Origin of the sequence: Compostibacillus humi, assembly GCF_014637175.1 — a bacterium.
GTDB classification, from domain to species: Bacteria; Bacillota; Bacilli; order Bacillales; family Amphibacillaceae; genus Oceanobacillus; species Oceanobacillus humi.
Map to the genome: position 1 here is coordinate 17,535 of NZ_BMEV01000021.1, position 26,476 is coordinate 44,010.

The 26,476-nt window shown below is 42.0% G+C and carries 26 protein-coding genes and 1 riboswitch; of the genes, 19 read left to right on the top strand and 7 right to left on the bottom strand.

Annotation, left to right across the window (positions count from 1 at the left end):
- Positions 1 to 324 precede the first annotated feature (324 nt).
- The 6 genes from IEV18_RS07210 (at position 325) to IEV18_RS07235 (ending at position 4,997) form a co-directional block, all read left to right on the top strand.
- On the top strand, positions 325 to 1,317 hold the full coding sequence (locus IEV18_RS07210) for an LLM class flavin-dependent oxidoreductase (protein WP_188391710.1): 993 nt from the start codon (positions 325 to 327) through the stop codon (positions 1,315 to 1,317).
- Positions 1,318 to 1,494: 177 nt separating this feature from the next.
- Complete coding sequence (locus IEV18_RS07215; protein WP_188391711.1) at positions 1,495 to 1,839, top strand: lmo0954 family membrane protein; 345 nt, start codon at positions 1,495 to 1,497, stop codon at positions 1,837 to 1,839.
- 16 nt (positions 1,840 to 1,855) lie between these two features.
- Positions 1,856 to 2,485, top strand: coding sequence for a PspA/IM30 family protein (locus IEV18_RS07220; protein ID WP_188391712.1), 630 nt, complete (start codon positions 1,856 to 1,858; stop codon positions 2,483 to 2,485).
- A 121-nt stretch (positions 2,486 to 2,606) separates the two neighbouring features.
- A complete protein-coding gene (liaF, locus tag IEV18_RS07225; protein WP_188391713.1) occupies positions 2,607 to 3,332 on the top strand; it encodes a cell wall-active antibiotics response protein LiaF in 726 nt (241 codons plus the stop codon).
- Entirely contained in the window at positions 3,329 to 4,372 is a 1,044-nt protein-coding gene (locus tag IEV18_RS07230; RefSeq protein WP_188391714.1) for a sensor histidine kinase, read from the top strand. Before liaF ends, IEV18_RS07230 begins: the two co-directional genes overlap by 4 nt.
- Positions 4,365 to 4,997 carry a response regulator transcription factor gene (locus IEV18_RS07235; RefSeq protein ID WP_188391715.1) on the top strand — a complete coding sequence of 211 codons (633 nt, stop codon included), beginning with the start codon at positions 4,365 to 4,367 and terminating at the stop codon, positions 4,995 to 4,997. The genes IEV18_RS07230 and IEV18_RS07235 overlap by 8 nt, the downstream gene beginning before the upstream one ends.
- Before the next feature lie 20 nt (positions 4,998 to 5,017).
- Here IEV18_RS07235 and IEV18_RS07240 read toward each other — a convergent pair whose 3' ends face one another.
- Positions 5,018 to 6,064 (bottom strand): aromatic acid exporter family protein, encoded by a 1,047-nt coding sequence (locus tag IEV18_RS07240; RefSeq protein ID WP_188391716.1) that lies wholly within the window; start codon positions 6,062 to 6,064, stop codon positions 5,018 to 5,020.
- A gap of 213 nt (positions 6,065 to 6,277) precedes the next feature.
- Here IEV18_RS07240 and IEV18_RS07245 point away from each other — a divergent pair, with 213 nt between their 5' ends.
- The 4 genes from IEV18_RS07245 to IEV18_RS17525 all read left to right on the top strand — a co-directional run bounded on the left by IEV18_RS07245 (position 6,278) and on the right by IEV18_RS17525 (position 10,923).
- On the top strand, positions 6,278 to 6,373 hold the full coding sequence (locus IEV18_RS07245; protein WP_188391717.1) for a YhfH family protein: 96 nt from the start codon (positions 6,278 to 6,280) through the stop codon (positions 6,371 to 6,373).
- 71 nt (positions 6,374 to 6,444) lie between these two features.
- Entirely contained in the window at positions 6,445 to 8,043 is a 1,599-nt protein-coding gene (aceB, locus tag IEV18_RS07250) for a malate synthase A (RefSeq protein WP_373281896.1), read from the top strand.
- Positions 8,040 to 9,311 carry an isocitrate lyase gene (gene aceA, locus IEV18_RS07255; protein ID WP_188391718.1) on the top strand — a complete coding sequence of 424 codons (1,272 nt, stop codon included), beginning with the start codon at positions 8,040 to 8,042 and terminating at the stop codon, positions 9,309 to 9,311. Before aceB ends, aceA begins: the two co-directional genes overlap by 4 nt.
- Positions 9,312 to 9,726: 415 nt before the next feature.
- Positions 9,727 to 10,923 carry a murein hydrolase activator EnvC family protein gene (locus tag IEV18_RS17525; protein WP_188391719.1) on the top strand — a complete coding sequence of 399 codons (1,197 nt, stop codon included), beginning with the start codon at positions 9,727 to 9,729 and terminating at the stop codon, positions 10,921 to 10,923.
- Between the two features lie 117 nt (positions 10,924 to 11,040).
- On the opposite strand, the gene IEV18_RS07265 is transcribed toward IEV18_RS17525, so the two are convergent.
- The 6 genes from IEV18_RS07265 to IEV18_RS07290 all read right to left on the bottom strand — a co-directional run bounded on the left by IEV18_RS07265 (position 11,041) and on the right by IEV18_RS07290 (position 16,609).
- Complete coding sequence (locus IEV18_RS07265; RefSeq protein ID WP_188391720.1) at positions 11,041 to 12,258, bottom strand: ISL3 family transposase; 1,218 nt, start codon at positions 12,256 to 12,258, stop codon at positions 11,041 to 11,043.
- A 790-nt stretch (positions 12,259 to 13,048) separates the two neighbouring features.
- Positions 13,049 to 13,492 (bottom strand): SH3 domain-containing protein, encoded by a 444-nt coding sequence (locus IEV18_RS07270; protein ID WP_188391721.1) that lies wholly within the window; start codon positions 13,490 to 13,492, stop codon positions 13,049 to 13,051.
- A 132-nt stretch (positions 13,493 to 13,624) separates the two neighbouring features.
- Complete coding sequence (locus IEV18_RS07275; protein WP_188391722.1) at positions 13,625 to 14,038, bottom strand: Fur family transcriptional regulator; 414 nt, start codon at positions 14,036 to 14,038, stop codon at positions 13,625 to 13,627.
- A complete protein-coding gene (locus IEV18_RS07280; RefSeq protein WP_188391723.1) occupies positions 14,035 to 14,886 on the bottom strand; it encodes a metal ABC transporter permease in 852 nt (283 codons plus the stop codon). The genes IEV18_RS07275 and IEV18_RS07280 overlap by 4 nt, the downstream gene beginning before the upstream one ends.
- Positions 14,883 to 15,635 (bottom strand): metal ABC transporter ATP-binding protein, encoded by a 753-nt coding sequence (locus IEV18_RS07285; protein ID WP_188391738.1) that lies wholly within the window; start codon positions 15,633 to 15,635, stop codon positions 14,883 to 14,885. The genes IEV18_RS07280 and IEV18_RS07285 overlap by 4 nt, the downstream gene beginning before the upstream one ends.
- 41 nt (positions 15,636 to 15,676) lie before the next feature.
- On the bottom strand, positions 15,677 to 16,609 hold the full coding sequence (locus IEV18_RS07290; RefSeq protein WP_188391724.1) for a metal ABC transporter solute-binding protein, Zn/Mn family: 933 nt from the start codon (positions 16,607 to 16,609) through the stop codon (positions 15,677 to 15,679).
- A gap of 312 nt (positions 16,610 to 16,921) precedes the next feature.
- On the opposite strand from IEV18_RS07290, the gene IEV18_RS07295 reads away from it, so the two are divergent.
- The 9 genes from IEV18_RS07295 (at position 16,922) to IEV18_RS07335 (ending at position 26,325) form a co-directional block, all read left to right on the top strand.
- Positions 16,922 to 19,309, top strand: coding sequence for a 3-hydroxyacyl-CoA dehydrogenase/enoyl-CoA hydratase family protein (locus IEV18_RS07295; protein WP_188391725.1), 2,388 nt, complete (start codon positions 16,922 to 16,924; stop codon positions 19,307 to 19,309).
- A 19-nt stretch (positions 19,310 to 19,328) separates the two neighbouring features.
- On the top strand, positions 19,329 to 20,504 hold the full coding sequence (locus IEV18_RS07300; protein WP_188391726.1) for an acetyl-CoA C-acetyltransferase: 1,176 nt from the start codon (positions 19,329 to 19,331) through the stop codon (positions 20,502 to 20,504).
- 65 nt (positions 20,505 to 20,569) lie between these two features.
- Entirely contained in the window at positions 20,570 to 22,354 is a 1,785-nt protein-coding gene (locus IEV18_RS07305) for an acyl-CoA dehydrogenase FadE (RefSeq protein WP_188391727.1), read from the top strand.
- 192 nt (positions 22,355 to 22,546) lie between these two features.
- The gene (locus IEV18_RS07310) at positions 22,547 to 22,906 is read left to right on the top strand and encodes an arsenate reductase family protein (RefSeq protein WP_188391728.1); all 360 of its coding nucleotides are present in this window, start codon (positions 22,547 to 22,549) and stop codon (positions 22,904 to 22,906) included.
- Positions 22,907 to 22,979: 73 nt separating this feature from the next.
- The gene (gcvH, locus tag IEV18_RS07315; RefSeq protein ID WP_188391729.1) at positions 22,980 to 23,363 is read left to right on the top strand and encodes a glycine cleavage system protein GcvH; all 384 of its coding nucleotides are present in this window, start codon (positions 22,980 to 22,982) and stop codon (positions 23,361 to 23,363) included.
- Between the two features lie 113 nt (positions 23,364 to 23,476).
- On the top strand, positions 23,477 to 23,917 hold the full coding sequence (locus IEV18_RS07320) for a toprim domain-containing protein (RefSeq protein WP_188391730.1): 441 nt from the start codon (positions 23,477 to 23,479) through the stop codon (positions 23,915 to 23,917).
- A 29-nt stretch (positions 23,918 to 23,946) separates the two neighbouring features.
- Entirely contained in the window at positions 23,947 to 24,267 is a 321-nt protein-coding gene (locus IEV18_RS07325) for a thioredoxin family protein (protein WP_188391731.1), read from the top strand.
- A 121-nt stretch (positions 24,268 to 24,388) separates the two neighbouring features.
- Positions 24,389 to 24,502, top strand: a riboswitch (SAM riboswitch).
- Positions 24,503 to 24,635: 133 nt separating this feature from the next.
- Positions 24,636 to 25,691, top strand: a complete 1,056-nt coding sequence (locus tag IEV18_RS07330; protein WP_188391732.1) for a methionine ABC transporter ATP-binding protein — start codon at positions 24,636 to 24,638, stop codon at positions 25,689 to 25,691.
- A complete protein-coding gene (locus IEV18_RS07335; protein ID WP_188391733.1) occupies positions 25,657 to 26,325 on the top strand; it encodes a methionine ABC transporter permease in 669 nt (222 codons plus the stop codon). Before IEV18_RS07330 ends, IEV18_RS07335 begins: the two co-directional genes overlap by 35 nt.
- Positions 26,326 to 26,476 lie beyond the last annotated feature (151 nt).

Consider the following 26,476-nt stretch of genomic DNA (forward strand, 5'->3'; position numbering starts at 1 on the left):
TAAGCGTTCGATAAAATTGCATTAACGCCGAAATATTTGGATTTTCGCCGAAATCCTCGAAAATAACGCCGATAAAAGAAGAAAAGCTGATATTTTTCCGAGAACGTTCGATAAATTTGCAGATACGCCGAAAAAATTGGAGGAGCGCCGAAATCTCTATGAAAAACGCTGATAAATACAGTTTCGCTGATATTTTTTTGTAAATGCACGATAAATTGAAAGAAAAGCTGAAAAATATCCATATCCGCTGATATATTCCTATGAAACGCCGAAAAAAATTGAAGTGCCCATTAAAATTCATATAAAAGAAAGTAGGTTTTTAAAATGAAGCTAAGCATATTGGACCAGGTTCCGGTTTCAGCTGGGGTTACTCCAAAGCAGGCGCTGGAGGAAACGATTAAACTCGCAAAAGCAGCAGACGAATTAGGCTATACGCGATATTGGGTGGCCGAACACCATGATTTAGATGGCCTGGCATTACCTGCACCCGACATTCTTCTCGGGATCATCGGTTCCGTGACGAAGCGCATTCGCGTTGGGTCTGGCGCGGTGCTTTTGCCGAATTATAAACCTTTTAACATTGCAGAACGGTATAACGTATTGGCGACCCTTTTTCCCGGCCGGGTAGATATCGGCATTGGCCGGGCCCCGGGAGGTTCTGCTGAAGTTTCCATTGCCCTTGCTGATAATTTTTTGGATAAAGTGCGCAGCTTTCCCGAATTGATCGATGAATTGCTGCACTTTTTGCATCAGGATTTTCCTGAAGGTCATCTTTATGCAAAAATTGCTCCGTCTCCCGTTCCCGACAAAACTCCGACACCTTGGCTTTTAGGTACGAGCGGAAAAAGTGCAATTCTCGCTGCGGAGAAAGGATTGCCTTATGTATTTGGCCATTTTATGAGCGGAGAAGACGGACCGGAAATTGTGAAAACCTATCGAGAACAATGCAAAAAAACGGAACCGAAAGCTTTCGTTGCGGTGTCCGTCATTTGCGCGGAGACGACAGAGGAAGCAGAGGAACTCGCTCTCAGCAATTATGTATGGAAGCTCCAGCAAGATAAAGGGATTGCTAAAAATGGGGTCCCATCGGTGGAAGAGGCAAAACGATATCCCTTTACAAAAAAAGAACTGGAAACGGTACAAAACATGAAGGAAAAGCTCATTGTCGGAAATCCAAAAAAAGTAAAGCAAAAACTGGAACAATTGCAAAAGGAGTATGAAGTGGATGAGCTGATGATTGTCACTATCACCCACAGTTACGAAGCGCGTAAAAAATCCTATGAATTGCTGGCAGCAGAATTCGGTCTTCTTGACTGATTCTGCTTTTTTTTTTGCACATCACGTGCCCCGGCGCTACAACCATTCCCTCAGAAATCTATCAAGTCCTATCTCGAAATACGCCTCAAGTACTATGCAAAATATTTCTCAGGCTCGTTATAGAAGAATGCGTTTCCCGGTATGATGAAATCAAGATAAGAGAAAGGAGGAGCGAGCTTGAGAAAATTTCTATTATTCCTCGCTGGATTGGCAGCAGCCCTTGTAATCTTAGCAATGATTGGCCCGATGGCCCTGTTAGCCTTAGGGGCATGGCTGCTTTATCTCATCTTTAAGCAATTTATGAAGAGTGATTCCGTCGGTGGGAAAATCGGCTGGGTCGTGCTGGGGCTGATTGTCCTGAGCATAACATTTGCCAATGGCTACGCGGTGATTGGATTAGGAGCAGCGATTATCCTATATCTCGTCATCAAAAATTGGAACAAGGATGATTCCGTCATCGATGCAGCATCGGACGATCCCTTTACAAATTTTGAACGCCAATGGGCAGATTTAAATAAATAATAAGGAGTGGTTGTAAATGGCAAATCTTTTTACACGAATTAAAGATTCTATCGAAGCTGATTTACATGATGTATTAGATAAGAAGGAGCAGAAGAATCCGATTAAAGCGCTGAACCAATATTTGCGCCAGGCGGAAGCAGAAAAGGAAAAGGTGAAAAAACTTATAGAACGTCAATACCGTTTGAAGGAAGAGTTTGCGAAGGAGCATTTCCGGGCACAGGAATTGGCTGACAAACGGCTGAAACAGGCAAACATTGCTGAGAAAGCCGGGGAAGAAGCATTATACGAATTTGCGATGAAAGAGCACGAAGAGTATCAAGGCCGGGCTGACCGGATGAAAGTATCGATGCAAGAAGCGTCGGCACAGCTGGAAAATCTGGAACAAAAATACGAAGAAATGAAACATCAGCTTAAGGATATGCACCTGAGACGGATGGAACTGATGGGCCGGGAAAATATCGCCCATGCCAACCATCAGATCAATCAAGTCATTTCCAATATTTCCGACAAACCGTTTTCGAAATTTGCCGAAATGGAAAGATATATTGAGTGTTTAGAGCGGAAAGTGAACGATGCTTACTATCGCAGCACGTTTGACAGCAAAATTGCCAAACTGGAAAAGGAATTGCAAGAAAAGGCGAATTAAGGCAGAAATACATTCATTCTGGTGATTAGGACTATCACCGAAAAGGAAATACATGGTATACTAGTACAGGCTACTTTTGCACGGAGCCTGTACTAACTATTAATAAAGGGAGGGTCACAACATGTTCAAACGATTGCAAACGGATACGTTCAATTGGATTATGATAATTGGTGTGATCCTTCTTGTCATTGAAATTATATTTTTCTTCGGCGGAACTATTTTTCCTGCGATTTTTACGTGCTTATTTGCCTACATCGGATGGAAAAATTTCCATCGCTTATGGGGGAAAATCGTCTTTTGGATTTTTATCATTAGCGGAGTGTTTTTCGTCCTCAATCTAATGGCAGTTCGTTTTATTATTGTTGCTGCACTGATTCTATTTATTATGGATTATTCGAGATCAAAAAAAGAAGGCAAATTTGTTGCTCCGATTTTGCCCGGTGAAGAAAAAAAGGGCGAATATATTAAAGTGGAGCCGTTATTTGACCACCGGTTGTTTGAAGACCAGAAAACCCCCGATTCGGCATACGGATGGCGGGATGTAAATATCCATGGCGGATTTGGCGATCGGATTATTGATTTAAGCAATACGGTGCTGCCTAATGATACTGCTGTCATTTCCATCAGGCACTTTATCGGCAATATCGAAATTTACGTTCCTTATGAAGTAGAAGTGAGCGTCCATCATAGTTCCGTTTTTGGAAGAGCCCATATTTTTGGCCATTCCCATTGGAAATTAATGAATAAATCGTTGCATTATCAGACGGAACATTACGATTCGGCCTATCCGCGGGTGAAAATTATCACCTCTCTATTCTCTGGGGATATAGAGGTGAAACGGATATGAATGTCGTCCTGCGTTACGTCTTTATTTCCATATTTCTCTCTTCCTTCCTGGCAACGGCCGTCCTCAGCATTACGTGGCTAGCTGTCCCGACCTTCGATTGGACGTTTTTATGGAAACAGGAAATCGGCAGTGTTCCGTTTTTCGGCTGGATTTTAGGTACGGTCATCCTTGTCGGTGCCATTGTCGGGGTGTCCGTCGGCTATTATTGGAAACAGCAATACCAGCAAGTAGACCGGACACTAGCCGGGCTGGTGAAAGGCCAGCAAACTTTAATCCCGGAAGAATCATTGAAAGATTTAGGAGGTATTGGCGAACGGATCCAGGAACTGCAGGAAAAAATGCGGCAGCAGGCAGAATTGTCCCAGCGCCTAGCCACCGAACGGGCGGAGGAAAGGGAAAAAAGCCTGCAAGAAATTGTTGTTCAGGAACGGAACCGTTTAGCGAGGGAACTTCATGATTCCGTCAGTCAGCAGTTGTTTGCCGCTTCAATGATGATGTCGGCGATTAATCAGGCCGGCCCTCCGAAAGACCCGAAGATGAACAAGCGGCTAAAAATGGTAGAAAAAATGATCCAGCAGTCGCAACTGGAAATGCGGGCATTGCTTCTTCACCTTCGCCCCGTTGCTTTAAAAGGCAAGTCGCTGAAAGAAGGGGTGGAAGAACTGCTGAAAGAAATGCAGCAGAAAGTGCCGATGAACATAACATGGAAACTGGAAGATATTCAGGTCGATAAAGGAATCGAAGACCAGCTTTTTCGCATCTTGCAGGAGTCCGTTTCCAACACTTTTCGCCATGCCGATGCGTCCTCGTTGCATGTCATGCTAATTGAACGGGACGAAACGGTCATTTTGCGTGTCGTTGATGATGGGGTCGGGTTTGATATTGAAAAGGTGAAAACCGGTTCCTACGGATTGACGAATATGCGGGAGCGCGCCGTAGAACTTGGCGGTACGTTGAAGATAATCAGCCTGCCAAATGAAGGAACTCAATTGGAGGTAAAGGTCCCGATCATAAGAAAAGGGGGTAAAGAAAATGATTAAAATTTTATTTGCCGATGATCATGAAATGGTTCGGATTGGGGTTTCCGCTTATTTATCCAGCCAGCCGGATATGGAGGTAGTCGCCGAGGCAGATGACGGGACGACGGCGGTTCAGCTCGCCCTCGAATTGCGTCCGGATATTATATTGATGGATCTCGTAATGAAAGAAATGGACGGCATCGAAGCAACAAAACGGATTATTGCCGAATGGCCGGAGGCGAAAATCATTATCGTTACCAGCTTTTTGGATGACGAAAAAGTGTATCCGGCTTTAGAAGCAGGTGCTGCCAGCTATATGCTGAAAACGTCCAAGGCTGAAGAAATCGCCGAAGCCATTCGAGCTACGTATAAAGGACAAACGATTTTAGAGCCGGAAGTAACGGGAAAAATTATGAACCGGATGCGGGCGAAACAGGAAAAGCATTTGCATGACCAGCTGACGGAACGGGAAATGGAAGTGCTGCTAATGCTTGCCCAAGGGAAAACGAACCAGGAAATTGCCGACGAACTGTTTATATCTCTGAAAACGGTAAAAGTACATGTAAGCAATATACTTAGCAAATTAGAAGTCCAGGACCGGACCCAGGCGGTGATTTATGCCTTTAAACACGGACTGGTAAAATAATGAAATGCGGGAATATGAACTCACCACTTGGGTTTATATTCTTTTTTCTTTTTTAACAGGATTAAGCGCTCAACGAGACCGTAAATCGAGATTAGTTCATAGAGAACGATTAGCTCCGGCGGGAATTTCGTCGGATGAATTTCGTTGTCTTTTGTCAATTCTTCGTTGTCCTCCCAAAATAATTCCATCAATTCCTGCTGTGTTTCCTGAAAATGTTCCTCTTCATACTGATCCGGATGTAGCAGTATATTCCCTAATTCCTCCGCTGCCTGAATGATTATTTTCTTTTCTTTCGCAGTCCACGATAAGGTAGATACTGGAGTTTCGATCAGATTATCAAGATGGTCGCGGATCCTCCTTAAACATTGGACCATTCCCTGTGCCTTTGAATAGGAAAATTCCTTCTGTTTCAACAAAGGATGATATTTGTTTTCTTCCTGCTGAAAACGGATGAATGTATCAAGCTGTTCAATGTGCTTGTCAATGTTTTCCAGCATGTTCCGTTCTTCCGATTGATTACGGCGAGCAAGATTTTCCAACATTTGACGGAAAAGGTTTGTCAGTGTTTTTCCCATGGCCGCGCTCGTTTTCTTAAAATAATGGGATATATCATCCCGGTAATCTGGAGGCAAAATAAACATATTTACTAAAGTGGAGACGGCAAGTCCTATCGTTGTTGTTCCTAACCGGATGAAAAAGGCAACGGCAAAATTGTCGTGAATCACTTCCACCATGGCAACCGATGTCAGCGTTGCAACGAGCAGTCCGGCAAACAGTTTTAAACGAAAACAGGTAGCAATCGTAAGTACTGCAGCTAGGGTATACGTCAATGGTGAATTGCCAAACAAAGAGATAAATAGAACGGCGTAAAAGGATCCGATTGCAGATGCCGGAAATCGGACGATTCCCTTTTTAATGGAATCAGCAACGGTAGGTTCAACGGTCACAATCGCTGTAATCACGGCAAATACCGGCGGCCAATGAAGGAGCTCGCATAGCCAGGCCGTCAAAAGTACTGCAATTCCTGTTTTGATTGTACGGTTCCCGATTAAGGCAAAACTTTTCATACCCTTTTCACCTACGATATTTTTCCATTATCTATAGGAATAGCTTATCATGTTTTTTCCTGCTTTTGGCAATACTTCCGAATCTTTAATCAGTGGAAAGAAAAATTTTTCAAATATTTTTAAAAAAAGGGTTGCAATTCATCATTCCTTCGACTAAACTGTATTATAACAAAATTAATAAATAAAAACTGTTATATAAAAAGGAGGAGCGAAATGCAGGCAGTGTACTGTCCCGAATGCGGGCGAGAAGTGGATGGAAAAAGCTATACGCTGGAATGTGATTATTGTCTTTCGAAAAAAGAAGACTAATTTTTTTGCACCTTATGTTATATAACAATAAAAAATATAATCAATCTATATTATAACAGGGAGGCGAGATTTTGCTTACGAAGCCAAAAATTGCCGTTCAAAGCAAAAAGCGTTATGAAGAAATATTAACGCCGAAAGCATTGGCGTTTTTGGAGAAATTGCATGACCATTTCGATGAACGGCGCAGAAACTTGCTGGAATTGCGGCAGCATATGCAGGAGGAATTAAATAAGGGGAAAAGGCTCGGCTTTCTCCGAGAAACAAAGTCCATCCGTGAAGGAGATTGGACAATTGCACCATTGCCAAAGGATCTTCTGGACCGGCGGGTGGAAATAACCGGGCCTGTCGACCGGAAAATGATGATCAATGCGCTGAACTCCGGAGCGAAAACGTTTATGGCGGATTTTGAAGATGCATCATCTCCGACGTGGGAAAACATGATGGAAGGACAAATCAACTTACGGGATGCGATCCGCAGAGAAATCGACTTTCAGGCAGATAATGGGAAATATTACAAGCTGAAGGAAGATACGGCCGTTCTCATCGTCAGGCCCCGCGGCTGGCATTTGGAGGAGAAGCATATTCAGGTGGCAGGCCGGCCGATGTCTGGCAGTTTAGTAGATTTTGGGCTTTATTTTTTCCATAATGCGAAAGAGTTAATCAAAAGAGGTACGGGACCGTATTTTTATTTGCCAAAGCTGGAAAATCATCTCGAAGCCCGGCTCTGGAATGATGTCTTTGTCTTTGCGCAAAATGATTTAGGCATTCCTCAAGGGACAATTAAAGCAACGGTGTTGATTGAAACGATTACCGCTGCCTTTGAGATGGATGAAATTTTGTATGAACTGCGGGACCATTCAGCAGGCTTAAATTGCGGCAGATGGGATTATATATTCAGCTTTATTAAGAAATTTCAAAAGCATCCGGATGTCATTTTGCCGGACCGGTCTGTTGTGACGATGGAAGTTCCGTTTATGCGGGCGTACTCCCTCCTGGCTATTCAAACGTGCCATAAACGGAATGCGCCGGCAATTGGTGGCATGGCGGCCCATATTCCAGTGAAAAATGATGAAAAGAAAAATGCCGTTGCCTTTGAAAAGGTAAGACAGGATAAGGAGCGGGAAGCAAGGGACGGCCATGACGGCACCTGGGTTGCTCATCCTGGTATGGTTTCTCTCGTAAAAGCGGTTTTTGATCAGCAAATGCCAACGCCAAATCAGATCCACCGTAAGCTGGAAGATGTCCATGTTAAGGAAGAAGACCTTTTAGAAGTGCCCCAGGGAGAAATTACGGAAGAAGGACTGCGGACAAATATTAGCGTCGGGATTCAATACATTGCTGCTTGGCTTAAAGGACGGGGAGCAGTACCAATTAATCATTTAATGGAAGATGCAGCCACAGCGGAAATATCCCGGGCACAAGTATGGCAATGGATCCGTCATCCGAAAGGAATTTTAAACGACGGAAGAAAGGTCACACTGGATTTGGCAGAAGCGGTGATAATGGAAGAACTGCAAAAATTGAAAGATGCGTTTGGAGAAGCAGTGTATGAAAACGGGAAGTACGAGCAAGCAGCAGAAATTTTCCGGAAGTTAATCCGTGAAGATGAGTTTGTTGAGTTTTTAACGTTACCTGCTTATGAACAATTAGAAGGGGGAAATGAGAAATGAATCGTGTTGAAGCATTAAAGAAGGATTGGGAGAATAATACGCGCTGGAAAGGAATTGAACGGCCTTACAAGGCAGAGGATGTCATCCGTCTAAGAGGCTCCATCGATATTGAATATACGCTGGCAACAAGGGGAGCACAAAAATTATGGAATCTATTTCAAACGGAAGATTACGTTCATGCCCTCGGCGCACTGACGGGAAACCAGGCAGTCCAGCAAGTTAAAGCCGGGTTAAAAGCGATTTATTTAAGCGGCTGGCAAGTTGCGGCGGATGCGAACCTGGCTGGGCATATGTATCCAGACCAAAGTTTGTATCCGGCAAATAGTGTCCCGCACGTTGTGAAGCGGATTAATCAGGCATTGCAGCGGGCGGACCAAATTCATTATTCCGAAGGAAAAGAGGATATCGACTGGTTTGTGCCAATTGTTGCCGATGCGGAAGCAGGGTTTGGCGGACAGTTGAATGTGTTTGAGCTAATGAAGGGTATGATTGAAGCAGGGGCGGCGGCTGTTCATTTTGAAGACCAGCTATCTTCTGAGAAAAAATGCGGCCATCTTGGCGGAAAAGTTTTATTGCCGACGCAAACCGCTGTCCGCAATTTAATTGCTGCCCGCTTTGCGGCAGACGTGATGGGGACTCCGACGATTATTATCGCCCGGACCGATGCCAACGCAGCCGATTTAATTACGAGCGATGTCGATCCGTATGATGCTCCATTTATAACCGGGGAAAGAACGCCAGAAGGATTTTACCGTACAAAAGCTGGAATTGATCAGGCCATTGCCCGCGGACTCGCCTATGCGCCGTATGCCGATTTAATCTGGTGTGAAACGGCAGAGCCAAATCTGGAAGAAGCGAAGCAGTTCGCTGATGCCATTCACGAGCGATACCCGGATAAGATGCTTGCTTACAATTGTTCTCCTTCCTTTAACTGGAAACTGAAGCTGTCCGATGAGGAAATCGCCAATTTCCAGAAAGAGCTAGGGAAGATGGGATACAAATTCCAGTTTGTCACTTTGGCTGGATTCCATGCCTTGAATCATAGCATGTTTGAATTGGCCCGCAAATATAAAGAAGAAGGAATGGCCGCCTATTCCGAATTGCAGCAGGCAGAATTTGCCAGCGAAGCATACGGTTATACCGCTACCCGCCATCAGCGGGAAGTAGGAACCGGCTATTTCGACGAAGTAGCTCAAGTCATCAGCGGCGGAACATCCTCCACGACCGCTTTAAAAGGTTCAACAGAAGAAGCCCAATTTACAAGCTGATACGAAATTTACCGGTGCAGACCGCTTGCGGTTTGCACTTATTTTTTGTGCTTCCCAGAAAGAGAAGTGCCATCGAAATGAAATCTATTAAACAAGAAAAACATTTTTTTGTAAAATATTGCGCCATTATTACTGGACAACATTCTTATCTTTTTATGTTTGCTAGTTCCTCGGGAGTATAAATACGCAAAATATTTTTGTGAAATAAGCAAACATACCCGCTCCTTTATTCGTGCAAATATAAAAAAAGATGTCAGTTTTGAAATATATTTGTAACATAACGATAATATGTGTGAAATTTTGTCGTGTTATACTACAAACGGTAATTTTAATAGGAACATTTACATAATCGGATACAAATAGACAAAAGTAGATATATATCCTTATGAATGTTTAGGGAAGCGAGGAAGCAAAGTTGAAAAAGTTTTTAACTGCGGTAAGTGCGGTTGCTATTATTGGCTTTGGAATAACGACATTTCACGATATTACATATGCTGAAAAAAGTTTGCAAGAAGTAAAAGAAGAACGTTCCCAAATTAAGAAAAGTTTATCAGATGCTGAAAGCCAAGTTGCTGATATTTTAATAGAATTAAAAGAATTGGAAAAAGAAATCGCTGCTGTGAATTATTCATTAAACCAAAACGAAAAAATGCTGAATGAAATCAAGAATGATATTCGCGTTACTGAAGAAGAGTCAGAACAATTACAAAAAGAAATTGAAGAACTGGAGGCAAATATTGAAAAACGTTTTAATATTTTAAAGGATCGAGTATCCACCTATCAGAAGACTGGTGGAGCAGTAAGTTACTTAGAAGTGATTTTCGGTTCAAAAAGTTTTGGTGATTTCATTAGTAGAGTATCGGCAGTGAATAAAATAGCAGATTCAGATGCAAGATTAATTGAGAAACAAGAAGAAGACAAACGAAAAGTTGAAGAAAAACAAGAAGAGTTGCAAAATAAACTTGAAGAGTTAACTGGAATGCAGCAAGAGTTAGAAGAAATGAATCAACTGATCAGAGAACAAAAACAGCAGGTGGAAAGTCAAAAAGAAGCTTTAAAAGCAAAAGAAACGGAATTAAATAATAAAATTAAATCGTTAAAAATGAAGGATAGTGAATTAAAAGCTCTTGAGAATAAGCTAAAATTACCGAAAGTACAAACATTATCCTACTCTAGCAATACAAAAACATCGTCGTCAAACGGAGGCAGTAGTAGTTCTGCTCCTGCCGGTAGTGGATTTTTCGCATGGCCAACGAGCGGAGGATATGTTTCTAGCTATATGGGGCCAAGATGGAATAGTCAACATAAAGGTATAGATATTGCACGAACGAATCGAAGTGTTGTTCCACCAATCTTTGCTGCTGCCGATGGTGTTGTAGAATCTGCAGGTTATAATAGTGGAGGATATGGAAATCGAATAGTTATAAGGCATGCAAATGGATTAAAAACGGTGTATGCTCATTTATCTTCCATTAGTGTGAAACCTGGACAAAAAGTTTCTAGAGGACAAAAAATTGGTGTAATGGGTGCGACCGGAAATTCAACAGGAATTCATTTACATTTTGAAGTTTATAAAAACGGTGCATTGCAAAATCCTTTAGATTATTTATAAAGGTTCTATGTCAAATGTTGGGGTTAAGGCTACCGCGCTTGCGCTTGGTGGCCTCTTCCTTTATTGGTGAAATAAATTTCACCAATAAAGGAAGAGGAGTAAAAGGAAACTGTCTTCCTAACCCACATGAACTCCAATTTCTTTATACTTGTGCGATAGTAATATTCGTGCACGGGAACGTCTAAAGTTTCTAAATCCAAACGCATTCCGTTTCATGACTTTCGTGTGATTATTAATCCCTTCTAAAAATCCATTTGAATATCCATATACAAAGCTGTTTAATATCTCTGTTTGCCAGTTCTTTAAGGTCTGAATATTTCTTTTAAATTCTGGGATTCCTGATTCTTCCACCAACTCATAAAAGCGATATAAACCTTTTTTTGTTTCTTGGATTTTCTCAAGGCCATTCTGTTTTGCTTGTTGGAACCATTTACAGTACTTTTCTTTTAATTGATAAGCTGCTCTTAATTCTTCCGACATCTGACAATACCTGTTCAAGTACCATCGATCCTTATCAGATAATTTCCCACTGTCCTTGTAAAATACATAACGCATTTTTTTGCACTTTTTCCGATCGTAGTCATTCCAAGTACTTTGTACCCGCCTGCGAACGGCATCTAATGCCCAATAAATATACCGGCAAAAATGAAAACGATCTGCGACAATCACCGGTCTATCTAGAGCTTTGTTCACCGCAGCTTTAAAGGATGGGCTCATATCCATTACTACGACATCTACCTTTGCCCCATACTTACGCAGGTAGTTGGCAATGGTTTTTTTCCTCCGATTCGGAAGAATGTCAATGGGTTCCTTTGTTTCCCCATTTGCGATAATGACTTGATATTTACCCTCTTTTGTATCGCCTTTGTATTCATCGATGGAGATGACACGAGGAAGCTCCTCTACATCTTTTAGCTCTTTCTCTGCAAGCTCATCAAATCTGCGAATGATAGTAGATGGGGAAGCGCCAAATTGCTGGCTAATTTCTTTAAATGTCTTCGCTCTTACACTGCGTATATTTACGGCTCGATTCCATTCTTTGGAAAAACGCTGGTAACGATCCACAATCGTATTTTTCTCATAAAATCTCTTGCCACATGTATCACATCTATATCTGCGCTTCCGATAAAAAATATAGCTTAAACGCTCAAACCATTTTAAATGCTTGATTTTTTGCACTCGATAATCATGTATTTTTCTCGTTTTTTTACCACATTTTGGGCATATATGGGTTTGGACCTTCATTTCGACAAATATGGCTATTCGATCCTCAAATTCCTCCACCTTTGTAATAATTACATCTTCTAAACCAGGAATTTTTATGGTATTATTCATTTACGCGCTTCTCCTCTCTTTTTGCTTGTTTCTGGTCAATTCAAGTATAAAAGAAATTGGAGAAGCGTGTTTTTATTTGTCTTTAAATTATTTTTAAACCCCAACATTTAGTATAGAGCCTTTATAAAAATAATTAGCATTTCGTAAGTAACACTAAACTTGCGAAATGCTTTTTTGTTGTCTTCCAATTTAATAGATTTTTATATTTTTCTGCTTTTTAGGCTTTTTAGGGGAGATTAAAGCAAGCATTTCCATGAACAATTTTGTTGGAGTTATTGCTTTTGAGGAGACATTATAAAGCTTATAAGTGCACTTCTGTAGGAATTTTTACTCCCGTGTGAATCATTCAAAAGCTCTTATGAGCACTTTCGCCGATTTTTTTGCTTCAGAATGGACAATAGAACCCCTCTATGAGCCCTTTTACCATCAATTTTGCTCGAAAATAGACATTAGAGCGGCTCTATAAGCACTTTCGTCGAAGTTTTCGCGTCAAAATGTACATTAGAACGGCTCTATAAGCACTTTTACCGAATTTTTCACTTCAAAATGTCCAATAGACACCCTTTAAAAGCCCTTTTTCCGGAATTTCGGCTTCAAAATGGACGTTAGAGCTCCCTTATAAACACTTTCAACGCATTTATTGCTCTAAAACGTACATTAGAATACTTCTATAAGCACTTCTTGATCATTTCTGCAGCAATAGTGGACTATAGAGTTGATTAAAACATCAAATCCCTTTCAAAATAAGATATAAAAGACACCTTAGTGCCTTGTTAGGGCAAAAGGTGTCTTATTCTTCCGTATTTTCTTCTCTTAAATATTTCCCATTGACGTAGCCGTCGACATTTTCATTTTTTACATAAACCCAGCCGTCCGCATTATCGAGTTCTTCCACTTCCAGTGCTTCGTTATATGTAACTTGACCGACGATTTCTGCATCAGCGCTGGGACCGCTCCGCACGTTTAATATATCCGCATCCACATATTTAATTACCGTCTCCTGGTCCTCGGAGGTAGAATCGTCATCAGCCTCATTTTCATCGTCATTCGGAGTTAGCGGCTCTTCTCCGTCTGGTTTATCATCGACCGTTTCATCCAAATCTAATGAAATTGCTTGTACGTTAGAGTCAAATGTTGGATTCATAAATTGAATTTGCATAATTCCGATAAAAATGATAAGTCCAATAGAAAATAAAGTGAGAAGAAAAATATAAATGCCTTTCTTTCTTTCCATTTTCATTCTCCTAACTTATCTACTGAATCTATTATACTGGAAGACTATGCAAATGAAAACCTGCTGCTGCGATATTTTCACAGAGGTATAATATTAAAAAGAAAAAGGATCGCGCTCGGGTCGCAATCCTTTTTAAGCTTCCTGGCATGCAGGGCAGAGGCCGTAAATTTCAAATTTATGATCCTCAATCATATAATTTGCCAACATTTGTTTTACTTCGTCCATTGGGCATACGTCAATTTCTTTCGTTCTGCCGCAAAGATTACAAATAAAATGATGGTGATGTTCATTGGAACAATTCATGCGAAAAAGTTTTTCCCCATTTAGTTCTGTCGTTTCTAAAATACCGACTTCATTATAAAGATGCAAATTGCGATAAATTGTATCAAAGCTAATTCCTTCATTTTGCTTTTCTAAATATTGGATTAAATCTTTTGCAGACCGGTAACCATCTTCCTGGGAAAAATAAGTAAGAATATCTTTTCTTCTTCCTGTAGCTTTATAGCCCTTTTCTTTTAAAATCTTTATCGCTTCATTTACATTCATAAAGATTCCCTCACTTTTTTACTGCCAATTCCCCATTTGTTTTTCGCAATTGCAAGAAGCAGAATGATTATCGAAGTAACGACGATCGTTCCTCCAGGGGGGATATTTAAATAGTAGCCTGCTATAATTCCGATAATGACGGAAAGCTCTCCAAACAAAATCGATAAAACCATCATTTGTTTGAAACCTTTTGCCAGGCGCATTGCTGCAGCAACAGGCAATGTCATTAAGGCGGAAACGAGCAGGACTCCAACGATTCGGATCGATGCGGCAATGACGAGTGCCGTCAGCATGATAAACAGCAGATGGATTCCTTTTGCGTGTAAGCCGGAAATAGCCGCATGCTCTTCATCAAAGGAAAGGGTAAATAATTCTTTATAAAATAATGCTACGATAACTGTTACAAAGATGGAAATACATAAAATCATCAAAAAATCTGTTCGGCTTACCGCAGATACGGAGCCAAACAAATAATTGAACAGGTCGTTATTAAAACCGTTGGCGACGGCAATGAAAATAACGCTGAAGCCGACCCCTCCGGATAAAATAATGGGAATGGCAATTTCCTGATATGCTTTGTAAACATAACGCAATTTTTCAATTAGCACTGATCCGACAACGGAAAATACCATACCGCTATATAATGGTGAAAACGTAATGAGAAAAAGTTTTTCCATCATCAGTCCGAAGGCGATTCCAGCCAAAGTGACATGGGATAGGGCGTCGGCAATGAGCGAGAGTCTCCGGACGACGATAAACGTTCCGAGCAATGGGGCGATGATGCCAATCAGTATTCCGGTGAAAAAAGTAAAGCGTAAAAATTCGTACTGAAAAAAATCTGTGATCATTGTTGTTCCTCCGGTGAATGATGATGGGTCACCAAATTGACATTGTGCCCGTAAATCATCGATAAGTCTTTTTCTTTCATGTCTTCAAATTGTTCCGGCTTTCCGTGGAAATGCAAAGTTTTATTCAGGCAAACGACATCTGTTGCGTGTTCCGTCATCGTTCCCGTATCGTGGGTAATCAATAATAATGTGATTTTTTCTTCCTTATTAAGCCGATGCAGCAATTCATAAAATTTATGCACATTTTCCTGGTCGACACCCACCGTCGGCTCATCCAAGATTAACAGTTCCGGATCATTGACAAGGGCCCGGGCAATAAAAATTCGCTGCTGCTGGCCTCCGGATAAATTGCCAATGTTTTCATTGGCGTAGTCCAGCATTCCCACCTGGTCAATGGCGTGTAATATTTTTTCCTTATGATATTTGTTGAAAAAGCGAAAATAGCCTACCTTTGCCGTAAGTCCTGTGGAAACAACTTCATAGACCGTTGCGGGAAAGCCTCTATTGAAGGAGTTTGCCTTTTGGGAAACAAAGCCGATTTTTTGCCAATCTTTAAACTGGCTGATTGGCTGCTGAAACAAGGTGACTTCCCCTTCATCCGGCTTTAGCAGTCCGAGCATAATTTTAACAAGAGTCGTTTTTCCGCCGCCATTCGGGCCGACTAAACCGATGAATGCACCTTGCGGAATATCCAGATTCACCCGGTCGAGCACTTTTTTTCGTTCATAGGTAAAACTAATATTATTCATCGATACAATAATATCGTTCAATACAATTCCTCCTTCCCGGCCTATTCCGTTGCTTTAAGCAGAGTATCCAAGTTTTTACGCATCAAGGACAGGTAATCTTCATTATTTGCAATATCTTCCTCCGTCAATACAGCTAAATTGTGCAATGTTAGGGGATCTAGCCCGATTTCCTGCTCAATGACTTCGCTAATTCGGCTGGAGGTGTTTTGCTCGTAAAGAATGTACTTTAATTGATGTTCCTTCGCTTCATCAATTATTTTTGTCAATTGCTGTTGAGAAGGCTCTGTACTGGATGATAAGCCGAGAATCGAAATTTGCTTAATTCCGTACCGTTCTTCCCAATAACCGTACGCCGCATGTGAAACGAGGATGTTTCTGTTTGGCTGGGAAGACAGTGTTCGCTGAAATTCTTCACCAAGCTCCGTTAAATCTTCTTTTAGCGTTTGAAAGTTTTCTTGGAAAAGCTCTTCATTTTCAGGACTGATTTCAACCAGATGATTTGTAATGACTTCCGACATTTTTATCATCCGGATCGGATCCAGCCAAATATGGGGATCGAAATCTCCGTGATGGTGTTCTTCATCTTCATGGTGATGCTCTCCATCAAGAGAAAGAAACAATTCTTCATATTCCCCTAACTCAATAAGGGAAACTTTCTCCGATTGCAATGCTTCCGCCGCAGCATCAGCAAACGGCTCCATCTGATTTCCTAAATAAATGAAGGCATCACTTTCCGCAATTTTCGTCATATCCCTTGTGGACGGTTCGTAGGAATGGGCATCTACACCGGGAGGGTATATTGTTTCAACGGCGGCTAAATCTCCACTAATTCTTTCTGCAATATATTGAATCGGATAAACGGACGTATAAATTGTCAACTCGGTATCATCACTATTTGAATCTTGAGGGGAGCCGCATCCCGATGCAAGAACAGCCATGGCAATAAATAAGAAAATCGGTTTTAAATAACGCATATGTTTTCCCTTCTATGTCTGAATTTTCTCGTACGCGCATAAATAAAATACGTAATTATATTATCGTAATGATTACGATTTGTAAACAGGAATGATTACGATTACTAATAAATTTTTTATGTGCAAATAAAATAAACCGGGATGCCCATTGAATAAAAAGCCGCAAAGAAAGTTCTCTTAATATTCGAATATAATGATTGCAAAAAGTCAGAAATTATTTTATAGTAAAATAAACAGATAGTTCGCTATCTTTTATTTTTGGAGAGAAAATGAATGAGTATTCATTCAAAATTAGAATAGGGGGAGGAAATCATGAGCTACCAGATTAAAAAAGCTGCAGTACTAGGCTCCGGGGTGATGGGCTCCGGGATCGCAGCCCATTTGGCAAACGTCGGAATCCCGGTAATTATGCTGGATATCGTACCTCGGGAATTAACGAAGGAAGAGGCAGAAAAAGGGTTGACCCTTGACCATCCGGCAGTGCGAAACCGTATCCCGGCACAAAGCAAAAAAGCATTATTGAAACAGAAACCATCGCCAATTACTTCGAAAAGAACCCTGGAACTGATTGAAATCGGGAACATGGAAGACGATTTAGAAAAACTCGCTGACGTGGACTGGATTATTGAAGTAGTCGTCGAAAACCTGAAAATTAAGAAACAAGTATTTGCCAAAGTAGACCAGTTCCGGAAACCGGGAACGATTGTCAGCTCCAACACGTCGGGAATTTCCGTAAACGCCATGATTGAAGACTGTTCCGACGACATGAAAAAACATTTCTTAGGGACCCATTTCTTTAACCCGCCAAGATACTTAAAACTGCTCGAAGTCATTCCAACGAAATATACGGATCCGGAAGTATTAGCTTATATGAAAACATTCGGTGAGAACGTTCTTGGTAAAGGTGTCGTGGAAGCGAAGGACACGCCAAACTTTATTGCTAACCGTATCGGAACATACGGCTTGCTCGTTACCGTTCAGGAAATGTTAAATAAAGGCTTAACCGTCGGTGAAGTGGATTCAGTAACAGGACCGTTAATCGGGCGGCCGAAAAGCGCAACCTTCCGCACGTTGGATGTCGTCGGTCTAGATACGTTTATCCATGTGGCAAACAACGTGTATGACCAAGTGGAAGGGGAAGAAAAGAAAGTATTTGAAGTGCCGGAATTCATGCTGCAGATGAAAGAAAAGGGCATGATTGGGGCAAAAGCAGGCAAAGGATTTTTCAAAAAAGAAAAAGGTGTTATCTATCAATTAAATCCGGAAAGCCTCGAATATGAAGACAGGAAAAAATTTACAACGCCTGCTGTGGAAATGGCAAAACAGCAAAAAGGAACCCGGGCGAAATTGAAAACGCTTCTAAGTGCAAAAGGTGATCCGGCAGGAGACTTCATTTGGGCAGTAACGAAACGGACGCTTCTATATACAGCTGACCTTCTTGGTGAAATTGCCGACGATATCGTCTCCATCGATGATGCGATGAAGTGGGGATTCGGCTGGGAACTCGGTCCATTTGAAATGTGGGATGCTATCGGACTGGAAAAATCGGTGAAACGAATGCAGGAAGAAGGAGATACGATACCGGAGTGGGTGCTGAACCTTTTGGAAAAAGGAAATACATCCTTCTATAAAGCAGACAGCGGAAGCGTATATTTCTACCACAATGGTGAATATAAAGAGCGGCAATTTAATCGGAAAGAAATTCATATTAAGCGATTAAAAGAAACAAAGGGCGTTATTAAGAAAAATACCGGAGCAAGTCTGATTGATATGGGAGATGGAGTGGCGCTGCTTGAATTCCACTCGAAGAGCAATGCGCTAGGTCTCGATACGATGCAGATGGTGAAATTTGCCCTCGAAGAAGTTGAGAAAAATTACGTCGGACTCGTGATTGGCAACCAAGGGAAAAACTTCTCCGTCGGTGCAAACTTAGCCTTGATGCTGATGGAAGCACAGGACCAAAACTTTGACGAATTGGATTTAGTCATCCGCCAGTTCCAAAATATGACGATGCGTATTAAATATGCGGAAAAGCCGGTCGTCGTCGCGCCGTTTAATATGACGCTGGGCGGCGGTGCGGAAGTAACATTGCCGGCCGCAGCGGTTCAGGCCTCGGCAGAAACGTATATTGGGCTTGTGGAAGTTGGCGTCGGACTGATTCCTGGCGGCGGCGGAACGAAGGAATTGTACTTGAAGAAACTTCGCAACATGCCAAAAGGGATTGATTTTGACTTGATGAAAATCGCCAACGACGTATTTGAAAAAGTGGCAACGGCAAAGGTGTCCACTTCGGCGGAAGAGGCCTTCGAATATGGCTTCCTTGGAAAAGGGGATGGCATCAGCGTAAATCCGGACCATTTACTATACGATGCGAAAGAAAAAGTGCTTGCGCTGGCGAGAACAGGATATAAAAAGCCGCAGCCGGAGAAAATTCCGGTCGTCGGGGATGCCGGCTATGCTGCCATGGTCATGGGAGCAAAATCGATGCAATATGCCGGATATGCATCCGACCATGATATAAAGATTGCTGAAAAATTAGCCTATGTTCTATCCGGCGGAAGAATAAAAGAAGGAACGTTAATTGATGAGCAAGTTATGCTTGACTTGGAAAGAGAAGCATTTTTAAGTCTGATTGGCGAGCCGCTAACCCAGGCGAGAATGCAGCACATGTTATTAAAAGGAAAACCATTGCGTAATTAATATGGGGGAGGAGAAGGAAATGAAAGAAGCTGTAATCGTTGCAGGTGCAAGAACCCCTGTCGGAAAAGCCTTTAAAGGGTCATTAGCGAACACTAGACCGGATGATTTAGCCGCATTGACGATAAAAGAAACATTGAAGCGGGCCGGTGGCTATGACGGCAATATTGATGACGTTATTATCGGCTGTGCCATGCCGGAAGCTGAGCAAGGAATGAATATGGCGCGCAATGTTGCGGCACTGGCAGGATTGGATAAGGATGTTCCGGGAGTGACGATTAATCGCTATTGTTCTTCTGGTCTTCAGTCTATCGCCTTTGCGGCAGAGCGGATTATGGTCGGAGCAAGCGATACGATTATTGCCGGCGGTGCCGAATCAATGAGCCTGATTCCAATGGGCGGCCATGTCATTAAGCCAAACCCGACCCTCGTGGAAACAGCTCCTGGATATTACATGAGCATGGGGCATACGGCGGAAGAAGTGGCTAAGCGATTTGGCATTTCCCGGGAGGATCAGGATGAATTTGCTGTACGAAGCCATAAACGGGCAGCAAAAGCGATTGAAGAAGGGAAATTTAAAGAGGAAATTGTTCCGGTGGAAGTGAAAGAACGGTTTGTCGGAAAGAACAATAAAATCGAGGAAAAATCTTTTGTCTTTGATACCGATGAAGGGGTTCGTCCGGAAACTTCGATGGAAGTATTGGCTACGCTGCGTCCAGCCTTTAAAAACGGCGGAACGGTAACAGCCGGGAACTCTTCGCAAATGAGTGACGGGGCTGCGTCTGTTCTGGTGATGGACAGGGAAAAGGCAGAAGCAGAAGGACTGACTCCGCTCGTGAAATTCCGCTCCTATGCGGTTGCAGGAGTAGAACCAGAAATTATGGGAGTCGGTCCGGTGGCAGCCATTCCGAAAGCGTTGGAAATGGCGGGAATTGAACTGTCTGACGTTGGATTGTTTGAGCTGAATGAAGCATTTGCTGCTCAGGCGGTTCGGGTGATTCAAGCGTTGGATTTGGATATGGACAAAGTGAATGTAAATGGCGGTGCCATCGCCCTGGGACATCCCCTTGGCTGCACGGGAACGAAATTAACGTTATCCCTAATCCATGAAATGAAACGCCGCAATGTACAATTTGGCGTTGTGACGATGTGTATCGGCGGCGGAATGGGTGCTGCCGGCGTATTCGAACTTCTATAATCTATGTAATCGGAGAATCTTTCTCCGATTACGAAATAATAAAATGATAGAAAGGAAGGATTCACGTGAGCGAAACGAAAGAGAAAGTATTTAAAGGCGGCGCTTTTTTGACAGAAGATTTAACCGGGGAAGATATCATTACTCCGGAAGATTTTACCGATGAACATAAAATGATCGCGAAAACGACGGAAGAATTTATTGAAAATGAAGTGCTGCCGGTAGCAGAAAAATTGGAAAACCATGAATTTGATCTTTCGGTGGAACTGTTAAAGAAAGCCGGGGAGTTGGGGCTATTAAGTGCGGATATTCCGGAAGAATACGGCGGCCTCGGATTAGATAAAACAAGTTCGGCGTTAATTACGGAAAAATTCTCCCGTGCCGGCGCCTTTTCCATTACCCATGGAGCCCATGTCGGTATCGGTTCCTTGCCGATTGTATTTTTTGGCAATGAAGAACAGAAGGCAAAATATTTACCGAAACTGGCAACCGGCGAGCTAATCGCTGCCTATGCGCTGACCGAATCGGGATCTGGGTCTGATGCGCTTGCGGCCAAAACGACAGCCGTATTAAATGAAGCGGGAACCCATTATATTTTAAATGGGGAAAAACAATTTATTACGAATGCTGCCTTTGCAGACGTATTTATCGTCTATGCCAAAGTGGATGGGGAGCACTTCTCCACCTTTATTGTGGAGAGAGATTTCCCAGGTGTGTCTACCGGAGCAGAAGAACAGAAAATGGGAATTAAAGGCTCGTCCACAAGAACGCTAATTTTAGATAATGCTGAAGTTCCGGCGGAAAACCTCCTCGGTGAAATCGGCAAAGGCCATCGGATTGCCTTTAATATTTTAAACGTCGGCCGCTATAAATTAGCTATCGGCGGTGTCGGCGGGGCAAAAGCTGCGCTGGAAACAGCAGTTAAATATGTAAATGAACGGAAACAGTTTAATCGAGCGATTTCCAGCTTTGCATTGACTCAGGAAAAAATCGGAACCATTGCTTCTGAAATTTATGCCAATGAAAGTGCCGTTTATCGGACCGTCGGGTTGTTCGAACAGCGGATGGGATCATTAACGGAAGAACAATTAAAAGACGGCCGCGAAGTAGCAAAAGCGATTGCCGAGTATCAAATTGAATGCTCCATGAACAAATATATGGCGACCGAACTATTGGACCATGCGGTTGACGAAGCAGTACAAATGCATGGCGGAAACGGCTTTATCCAGGAGTACGATGTGGAGCGGATGTATCGGGATTCCCGGATAAATCGGATTTTCGAAGGAACGAATGAAATTAACCGTCTGCTCGTTCCAGGAACATTGCTGAAAAAAGCAATGAAGGGAGAATTGCCGCTGCTCCAGCAAGCTCAAAGCCTGCAGGAAGAATTAGTGATGATGATGCCGCAGGAAGTAGGCACTGAACCGTTAGAACAGGAGAAATATTTGCTGAAGAATGCGAAGAAAATTGTTCTATTTGCTGCAGGATTAGCGGTACAAAAGTATATGCAAAAAATTGAAGGGGAACAGGAAATCCTTGCGAACCTTGCTGACATGGTTGCAGAAGTATACAATATGGAATCTGCCATTCTTCGTACGGAAAAAGCGATTGGCCGGGATGGCGAAGAGAAAAGCAGACAAAAGCTATTATATACTGAAGTGTATGTGCAAGAAGCCTTTAACCGAATTGAAGCCGATGCGAAAGAAACGATTTTAGCGGTTGAGGAAGGGGACAACTTGCGGATGATGCTTGCTTCTTTAAGAAAATTAACCCGCCATACGCCGATCAATGTCATCAAGAAAAAACGGGAAATCGCTGCACCAATTATCGAACAAGAAAAATATGTTTTATAGAAACTGAAGTGCAAATCAATATGAAAACGCGGAACTGTAAAGATTTCGGTTCCGCGTTTATTCAGTTTGCTGCCTGCCATGAAACCTAAGTTTGTTTGAAAACCATATGATTTTTCTGACGTTTAAATGTATGGTAGATTAATATTGAGAGGTTGAATACATATCTATCATGGCAGGAAATGGGGTGTAACTATGGCATTAACATTTTATTGGTATGCAAAATGCGGTACGTGTCGCAAGGCAAAAAAATGGCTGGATGACAACGGGTTAGAATACGAAGCGATTCCAATCGCTGAAAATCCGCCAACGAAAGAAGAAATTTTAAGTTTTATGGAAAAAGCGGACGTTGCACCGAAAAAGTTTTTTAATACGAGCGGAAAAAAATATCGGGAACTACAGTTGAAAGATAAAGTAAATGACATGACGAAAGAAGAAATGGCGGAACTGCTTGCATCCGACGGAATGCTGATCAAACGGCCGATCGTTACCGACGGAAACAAAGTGACCGTCGGATTTAATGAAGAAACTTTCGCTGCAAATTGGTTAGCTTAAAGAAATAGGTAGAAAAAAATGCCTATAAAATGTATAGTTATGTTATAACAGTTTTTTACTTGGAGGGATAAAGGTGAACTTTCCTGAGGAATTATTGTATTCAAAAGAACATGAGTGGGTAAAAAGAGAAGGCAATCAAGTGCGTATCGGTATTACCGATTTTGCTCAGGATGAATTGGGCGATATCGTTTTCGTTGAACTTCCTGAAGTTGGCGATGAAATTACGGTAGACGAACCTTTTGGCAGCGTGGAATCTGTTAAAACGGTTTCTGAATTATATGCACCGGTTTCAGGTAAAGTTGTGGAAGTGAATGAAGAGCTGGAAGACAGCCCGGAATTTGTCAATGAATCTCCGTATGAAAAGGCTTGGATGATTGTTGTCGAATTAAGTGATGAATCCGAATTGGACAACCTTTTATCTGCACAGGCGTATAAAGAACTAACTGAAGAAGATTAAAAGGAAAGGCTAACTATATGATGAATATCTGTATAGTTAGCCTTCGTTTTATCATATAATGAGAATTATTAGCGAAGAAAGCACCTTGTTGCTTCCAGAAGGAGTGCAAACAGATGATTACAACTCCGTCTGATAAGGTAATTATCGTGGAAGGGCTGTCGGACAAAAGACAGATTGAAAAAATTATTACCGAAAACGTGACGATTATTTGTACGAATGGAACGCTCGGAATTGCGCGTTTCGATGAATTGCTGGAAACTTATGATTTAGACGAAAAGGAAGTTTATATTTTAGTTGATGAGGATAAATCCGGGATAAAGTTAAGAAAACTATTGTCAAAGGAACTTCCCCACGCACAGCATATTTTTGTCAGCAGCGAATATCGGGAGGTGGCAACAACGCCAAAGCACCTCCTTGCAACTGCGTTGTTAAGCAAACATATTTCGGTTGATCCATATTATTTATCCCAAGGAAGTAATGGTACGCAAGGGACATATAGAAATTACGGATCGCGTGGATTTTCAGATTCGGATGATTCCGGCGGAAAGAAATAAACGAAACAATATCAGTGAAGGTGGTTTTTTTGCAGCAAATTACAAAGGAACAATTGCAGGATGGGAACTATTTGCTCTTTATTTTCTCCCCCTTTTGCGGAACTTGTCACGTGGCAAGGGCAATGCTGGAAAAAATTGAATCGATTCATCAGCAAACGATTTTTTTCGAAATGAATGCTTCCTATTATGCTGATTATTTGCAGGAACATAAAGTCGAAAGTGTTCCTTGTTTGCTGATTATGGAACAAGGCGAAGTAAAAGAAAAAGTTTATGCTTTCCGGTCCATTGCTAATATTTATACATATTTGTACGAGTATAAACCCGAAATATTTCAGGAAAAAATGCAGTAATATAGCCTCTCCGGTGCATGGAAAGCAATTTGTATAAAAAATTTTCGTTATTTGTTGACAAGGGATAAAACCGGTGCTATGATTAGAATCATAAATTTAATAAATGAATTCGCGTTACTTTCTCTTATCAAGAGCGGTGGAGGGACCGGCCCGAGGAAACCGCGGCAACCTTCAAACATATTGTTTGAAAAAGGTGCCAAGTCCTGCAAAGCATGTTTGCTTTGAAAGATGAGAGAACGGTAAGACTAAAGTATATATGTGCTTGTTTGTATACTCATACGTCTTTCTGTTCTCTGGCAGAAAGGCGTATTTTATTTTACGCGAAAAGTACATACTAAGCGAAACGGAAAGGCAGAGGAGGGATATCAGTGATTTCCATCGAAGGGTTACGAAAAACTTTTACGACAAAAGATAAAGAAATTACAGCAGTAGATGGAATTACGTTAGATATCGAAGAAGGGGAAATTTTTGGTGTGATTGGCTATAGCGGCGCAGGCAAAAGTACGTTTGTGCGGCTGATTAATCGGCTGGAGGAACCTACTTCAGGGAAAATTACAATCCGCGATAAAGAAATAACTGCACTGAATGCAAACGAACTGCGTCTGGCAAGGCAAGAAATCGGCATGATTTTCCAGCATTTTAATTTGCTTTGGTCGCGGACGGTGGAAGAAAATATCGCTTTTCCGCTGGAAATTGCGGGAGTCCCGAAACGGGAGAGAATGGAAAGGGTCCAGGAACTGATCGACCTGGTCGGGCTGAATGGAAGGGAAAAATCTTATCCTTCCCAACTGAGCGGAGGACAAAAGCAGCGGGTCGGCATTGCCCGGGCGCTGGCTAACAATCCGAAAGTGCTGCTTTGTGATGAAGCGACCAGTGCGCTGGATCCGGAAACGACGAATTCCATTCTGGACTTGCTCGTTGATATCAATAAAAAGTTAGGATTAACCATTATCCTTATTACCCATGAAATGCACGTCATCCGAAAAATTTGCCAGCGGGTTGCGGTGATGGAACATGGGAAAATCGTCGAGCAAGGTGACGTGCTTGAAGTATTTACGAATCCGAAACAGCCGGTAACGAGAAAGTTTGTTGCCCAGGTGATGGGGACGGATAAAGAAGACGAGGATATCCATTATTTGCTATCCAGTATAAAAGAAGGAAAACTTCTCCGGCTTCATTTTATCGGCGAAGCAACCCAGGAATCGGTCATCAGCGATGTCATCCGCAAATATCCGATAGATATAAATATTCTTCAAGGAAAAATTACACAGACCCAAGGCGGCGGATACGGAACCCTTTTCGTCCAAGCCAAGGGAGAGGAAGCAGAGATAGAGAAAGCAGTAGCTTATATACGGGAAGAAACCTCTGCTGAAGTGGAGGTGGTTGCAAATGATAAGCGAGTTATTTCCAAACATAACATCTGATGAATTGCTGAAGGCAACATATGAAACACTATATATGACTGTCTTATCCTTAATCGGGGTCATTATTTTAGGTATTTTGCTCGGATTATTGCTCTATCTTACAAATAAAGGCGGACTTTGGGAAAACAAATTTGTTTATGTTGTCACATCTGCCCTCGTGAATATATTCCGGGCCATTCCATTTATTATTTTAATTTTGCTCTTATTCCCATTTACGAACTTTTTGATTGGCACCGTTCGCGGGCCAAATGCAGCATTGCCGGCTCTAATTATTGGCACCGCTCCTTTCTACGCCAGATTAGTGGAAATTGCCCTTATTGAAGTGAATAAAGGGGTAGTCGAAGCGGCGAAATCAATGGGAGCAAGAAACAGCACGATCATCTTTAAAGTGCTGCTTCCAGAATCGATGCCTGCATTGATTTCCGGCATTACCGTTACATCCATTGCCTTAATTGGCTATACTGCGATGGCTGGAGTAATCGGTGCCGGGGGACTAGGAAACCATGCCCATTATTATGGTTTTATGCGCAGAGACTTTGATGTCGTCTTTGCTTGTACAATAGTGATTGTCATTATCGTTTTCATTTTCCAATTTATTGGCGATTTTATTTCTAAACGGATTGATAAAAGATAATAGGGATTATTTTATCCTTAATATAAAACAATAAAGAAGGTAGTGTAAAAAGTTCTATGAAAACAACCTCAAAATAAAAATCCTAATATTTTAGGATGAGGGGAACTCCCGCCATCGCTCTTGACAAACACGACAATGGTTTACGGGTAAG

Coding starts and splice junctions, on each gene's coding strand:
- IEV18_RS07300 (WP_188391726.1), top strand. CDS start 19,329: ATGAAAGAAGCTGTAATCGTTGCAGGTGCAAGAACCCCTGTCGGAAAA.
- IEV18_RS07220 (WP_188391712.1), top strand. CDS start 1,856: ATGGCAAATCTTTTTACACGAATTAAAGATTCTATCGAAGCTGATTTA.
- IEV18_RS07295 (WP_188391725.1), top strand. CDS start 16,922: ATGAGCTACCAGATTAAAAAAGCTGCAGTACTAGGCTCCGGGGTGATG.
- IEV18_RS07270 (WP_188391721.1), bottom strand. CDS start 13,492: ATGGAAAGAAAGAAAGGCATTTATATTTTTCTTCTCACTTTATTTTCT.
- IEV18_RS07235 (WP_188391715.1), top strand. CDS start 4,365: ATGATTAAAATTTTATTTGCCGATGATCATGAAATGGTTCGGATTGGG.
- IEV18_RS07280 (WP_188391723.1), bottom strand. CDS start 14,886: ATGATCACAGATTTTTTTCAGTACGAATTTTTACGCTTTACTTTTTTC.
- IEV18_RS07240 (WP_188391716.1), bottom strand. CDS start 6,064: ATGAAAAGTTTTGCCTTAATCGGGAACCGTACAATCAAAACAGGAATT.
- IEV18_RS07230 (WP_188391714.1), top strand. CDS start 3,329: ATGAATGTCGTCCTGCGTTACGTCTTTATTTCCATATTTCTCTCTTCC.
- IEV18_RS07285 (WP_188391738.1), bottom strand. CDS start 15,635: ATGAATAATATTAGTTTTACCTATGAACGAAAAAAAGTGCTCGACCGG.
- IEV18_RS07265 (WP_188391720.1), bottom strand. CDS start 12,258: ATGAATAATACCATAAAAATTCCTGGTTTAGAAGATGTAATTATTACA.
- liaF (WP_188391713.1), top strand. CDS start 2,607: ATGTTCAAACGATTGCAAACGGATACGTTCAATTGGATTATGATAATT.
- IEV18_RS07275 (WP_188391722.1), bottom strand. CDS start 14,038: ATGAATGTAAATGAAGCGATAAAGATTTTAAAAGAAAAGGGCTATAAA.
- aceA (WP_188391718.1), top strand. CDS start 8,040: ATGAATCGTGTTGAAGCATTAAAGAAGGATTGGGAGAATAATACGCGC.
- IEV18_RS07290 (WP_188391724.1), bottom strand. CDS start 16,609: ATGCGTTATTTAAAACCGATTTTCTTATTTATTGCCATGGCTGTTCTT.
- IEV18_RS07245 (WP_188391717.1), top strand. CDS start 6,278: ATGCAGGCAGTGTACTGTCCCGAATGCGGGCGAGAAGTGGATGGAAAA.
- IEV18_RS07210 (WP_188391710.1), top strand. CDS start 325: ATGAAGCTAAGCATATTGGACCAGGTTCCGGTTTCAGCTGGGGTTACT.
- IEV18_RS07320 (WP_188391730.1), top strand. CDS start 23,477: ATGATTACAACTCCGTCTGATAAGGTAATTATCGTGGAAGGGCTGTCG.
- IEV18_RS07310 (WP_188391728.1), top strand. CDS start 22,547: ATGGCATTAACATTTTATTGGTATGCAAAATGCGGTACGTGTCGCAAG.
- IEV18_RS07335 (WP_188391733.1), top strand. CDS start 25,657: ATGATAAGCGAGTTATTTCCAAACATAACATCTGATGAATTGCTGAAG.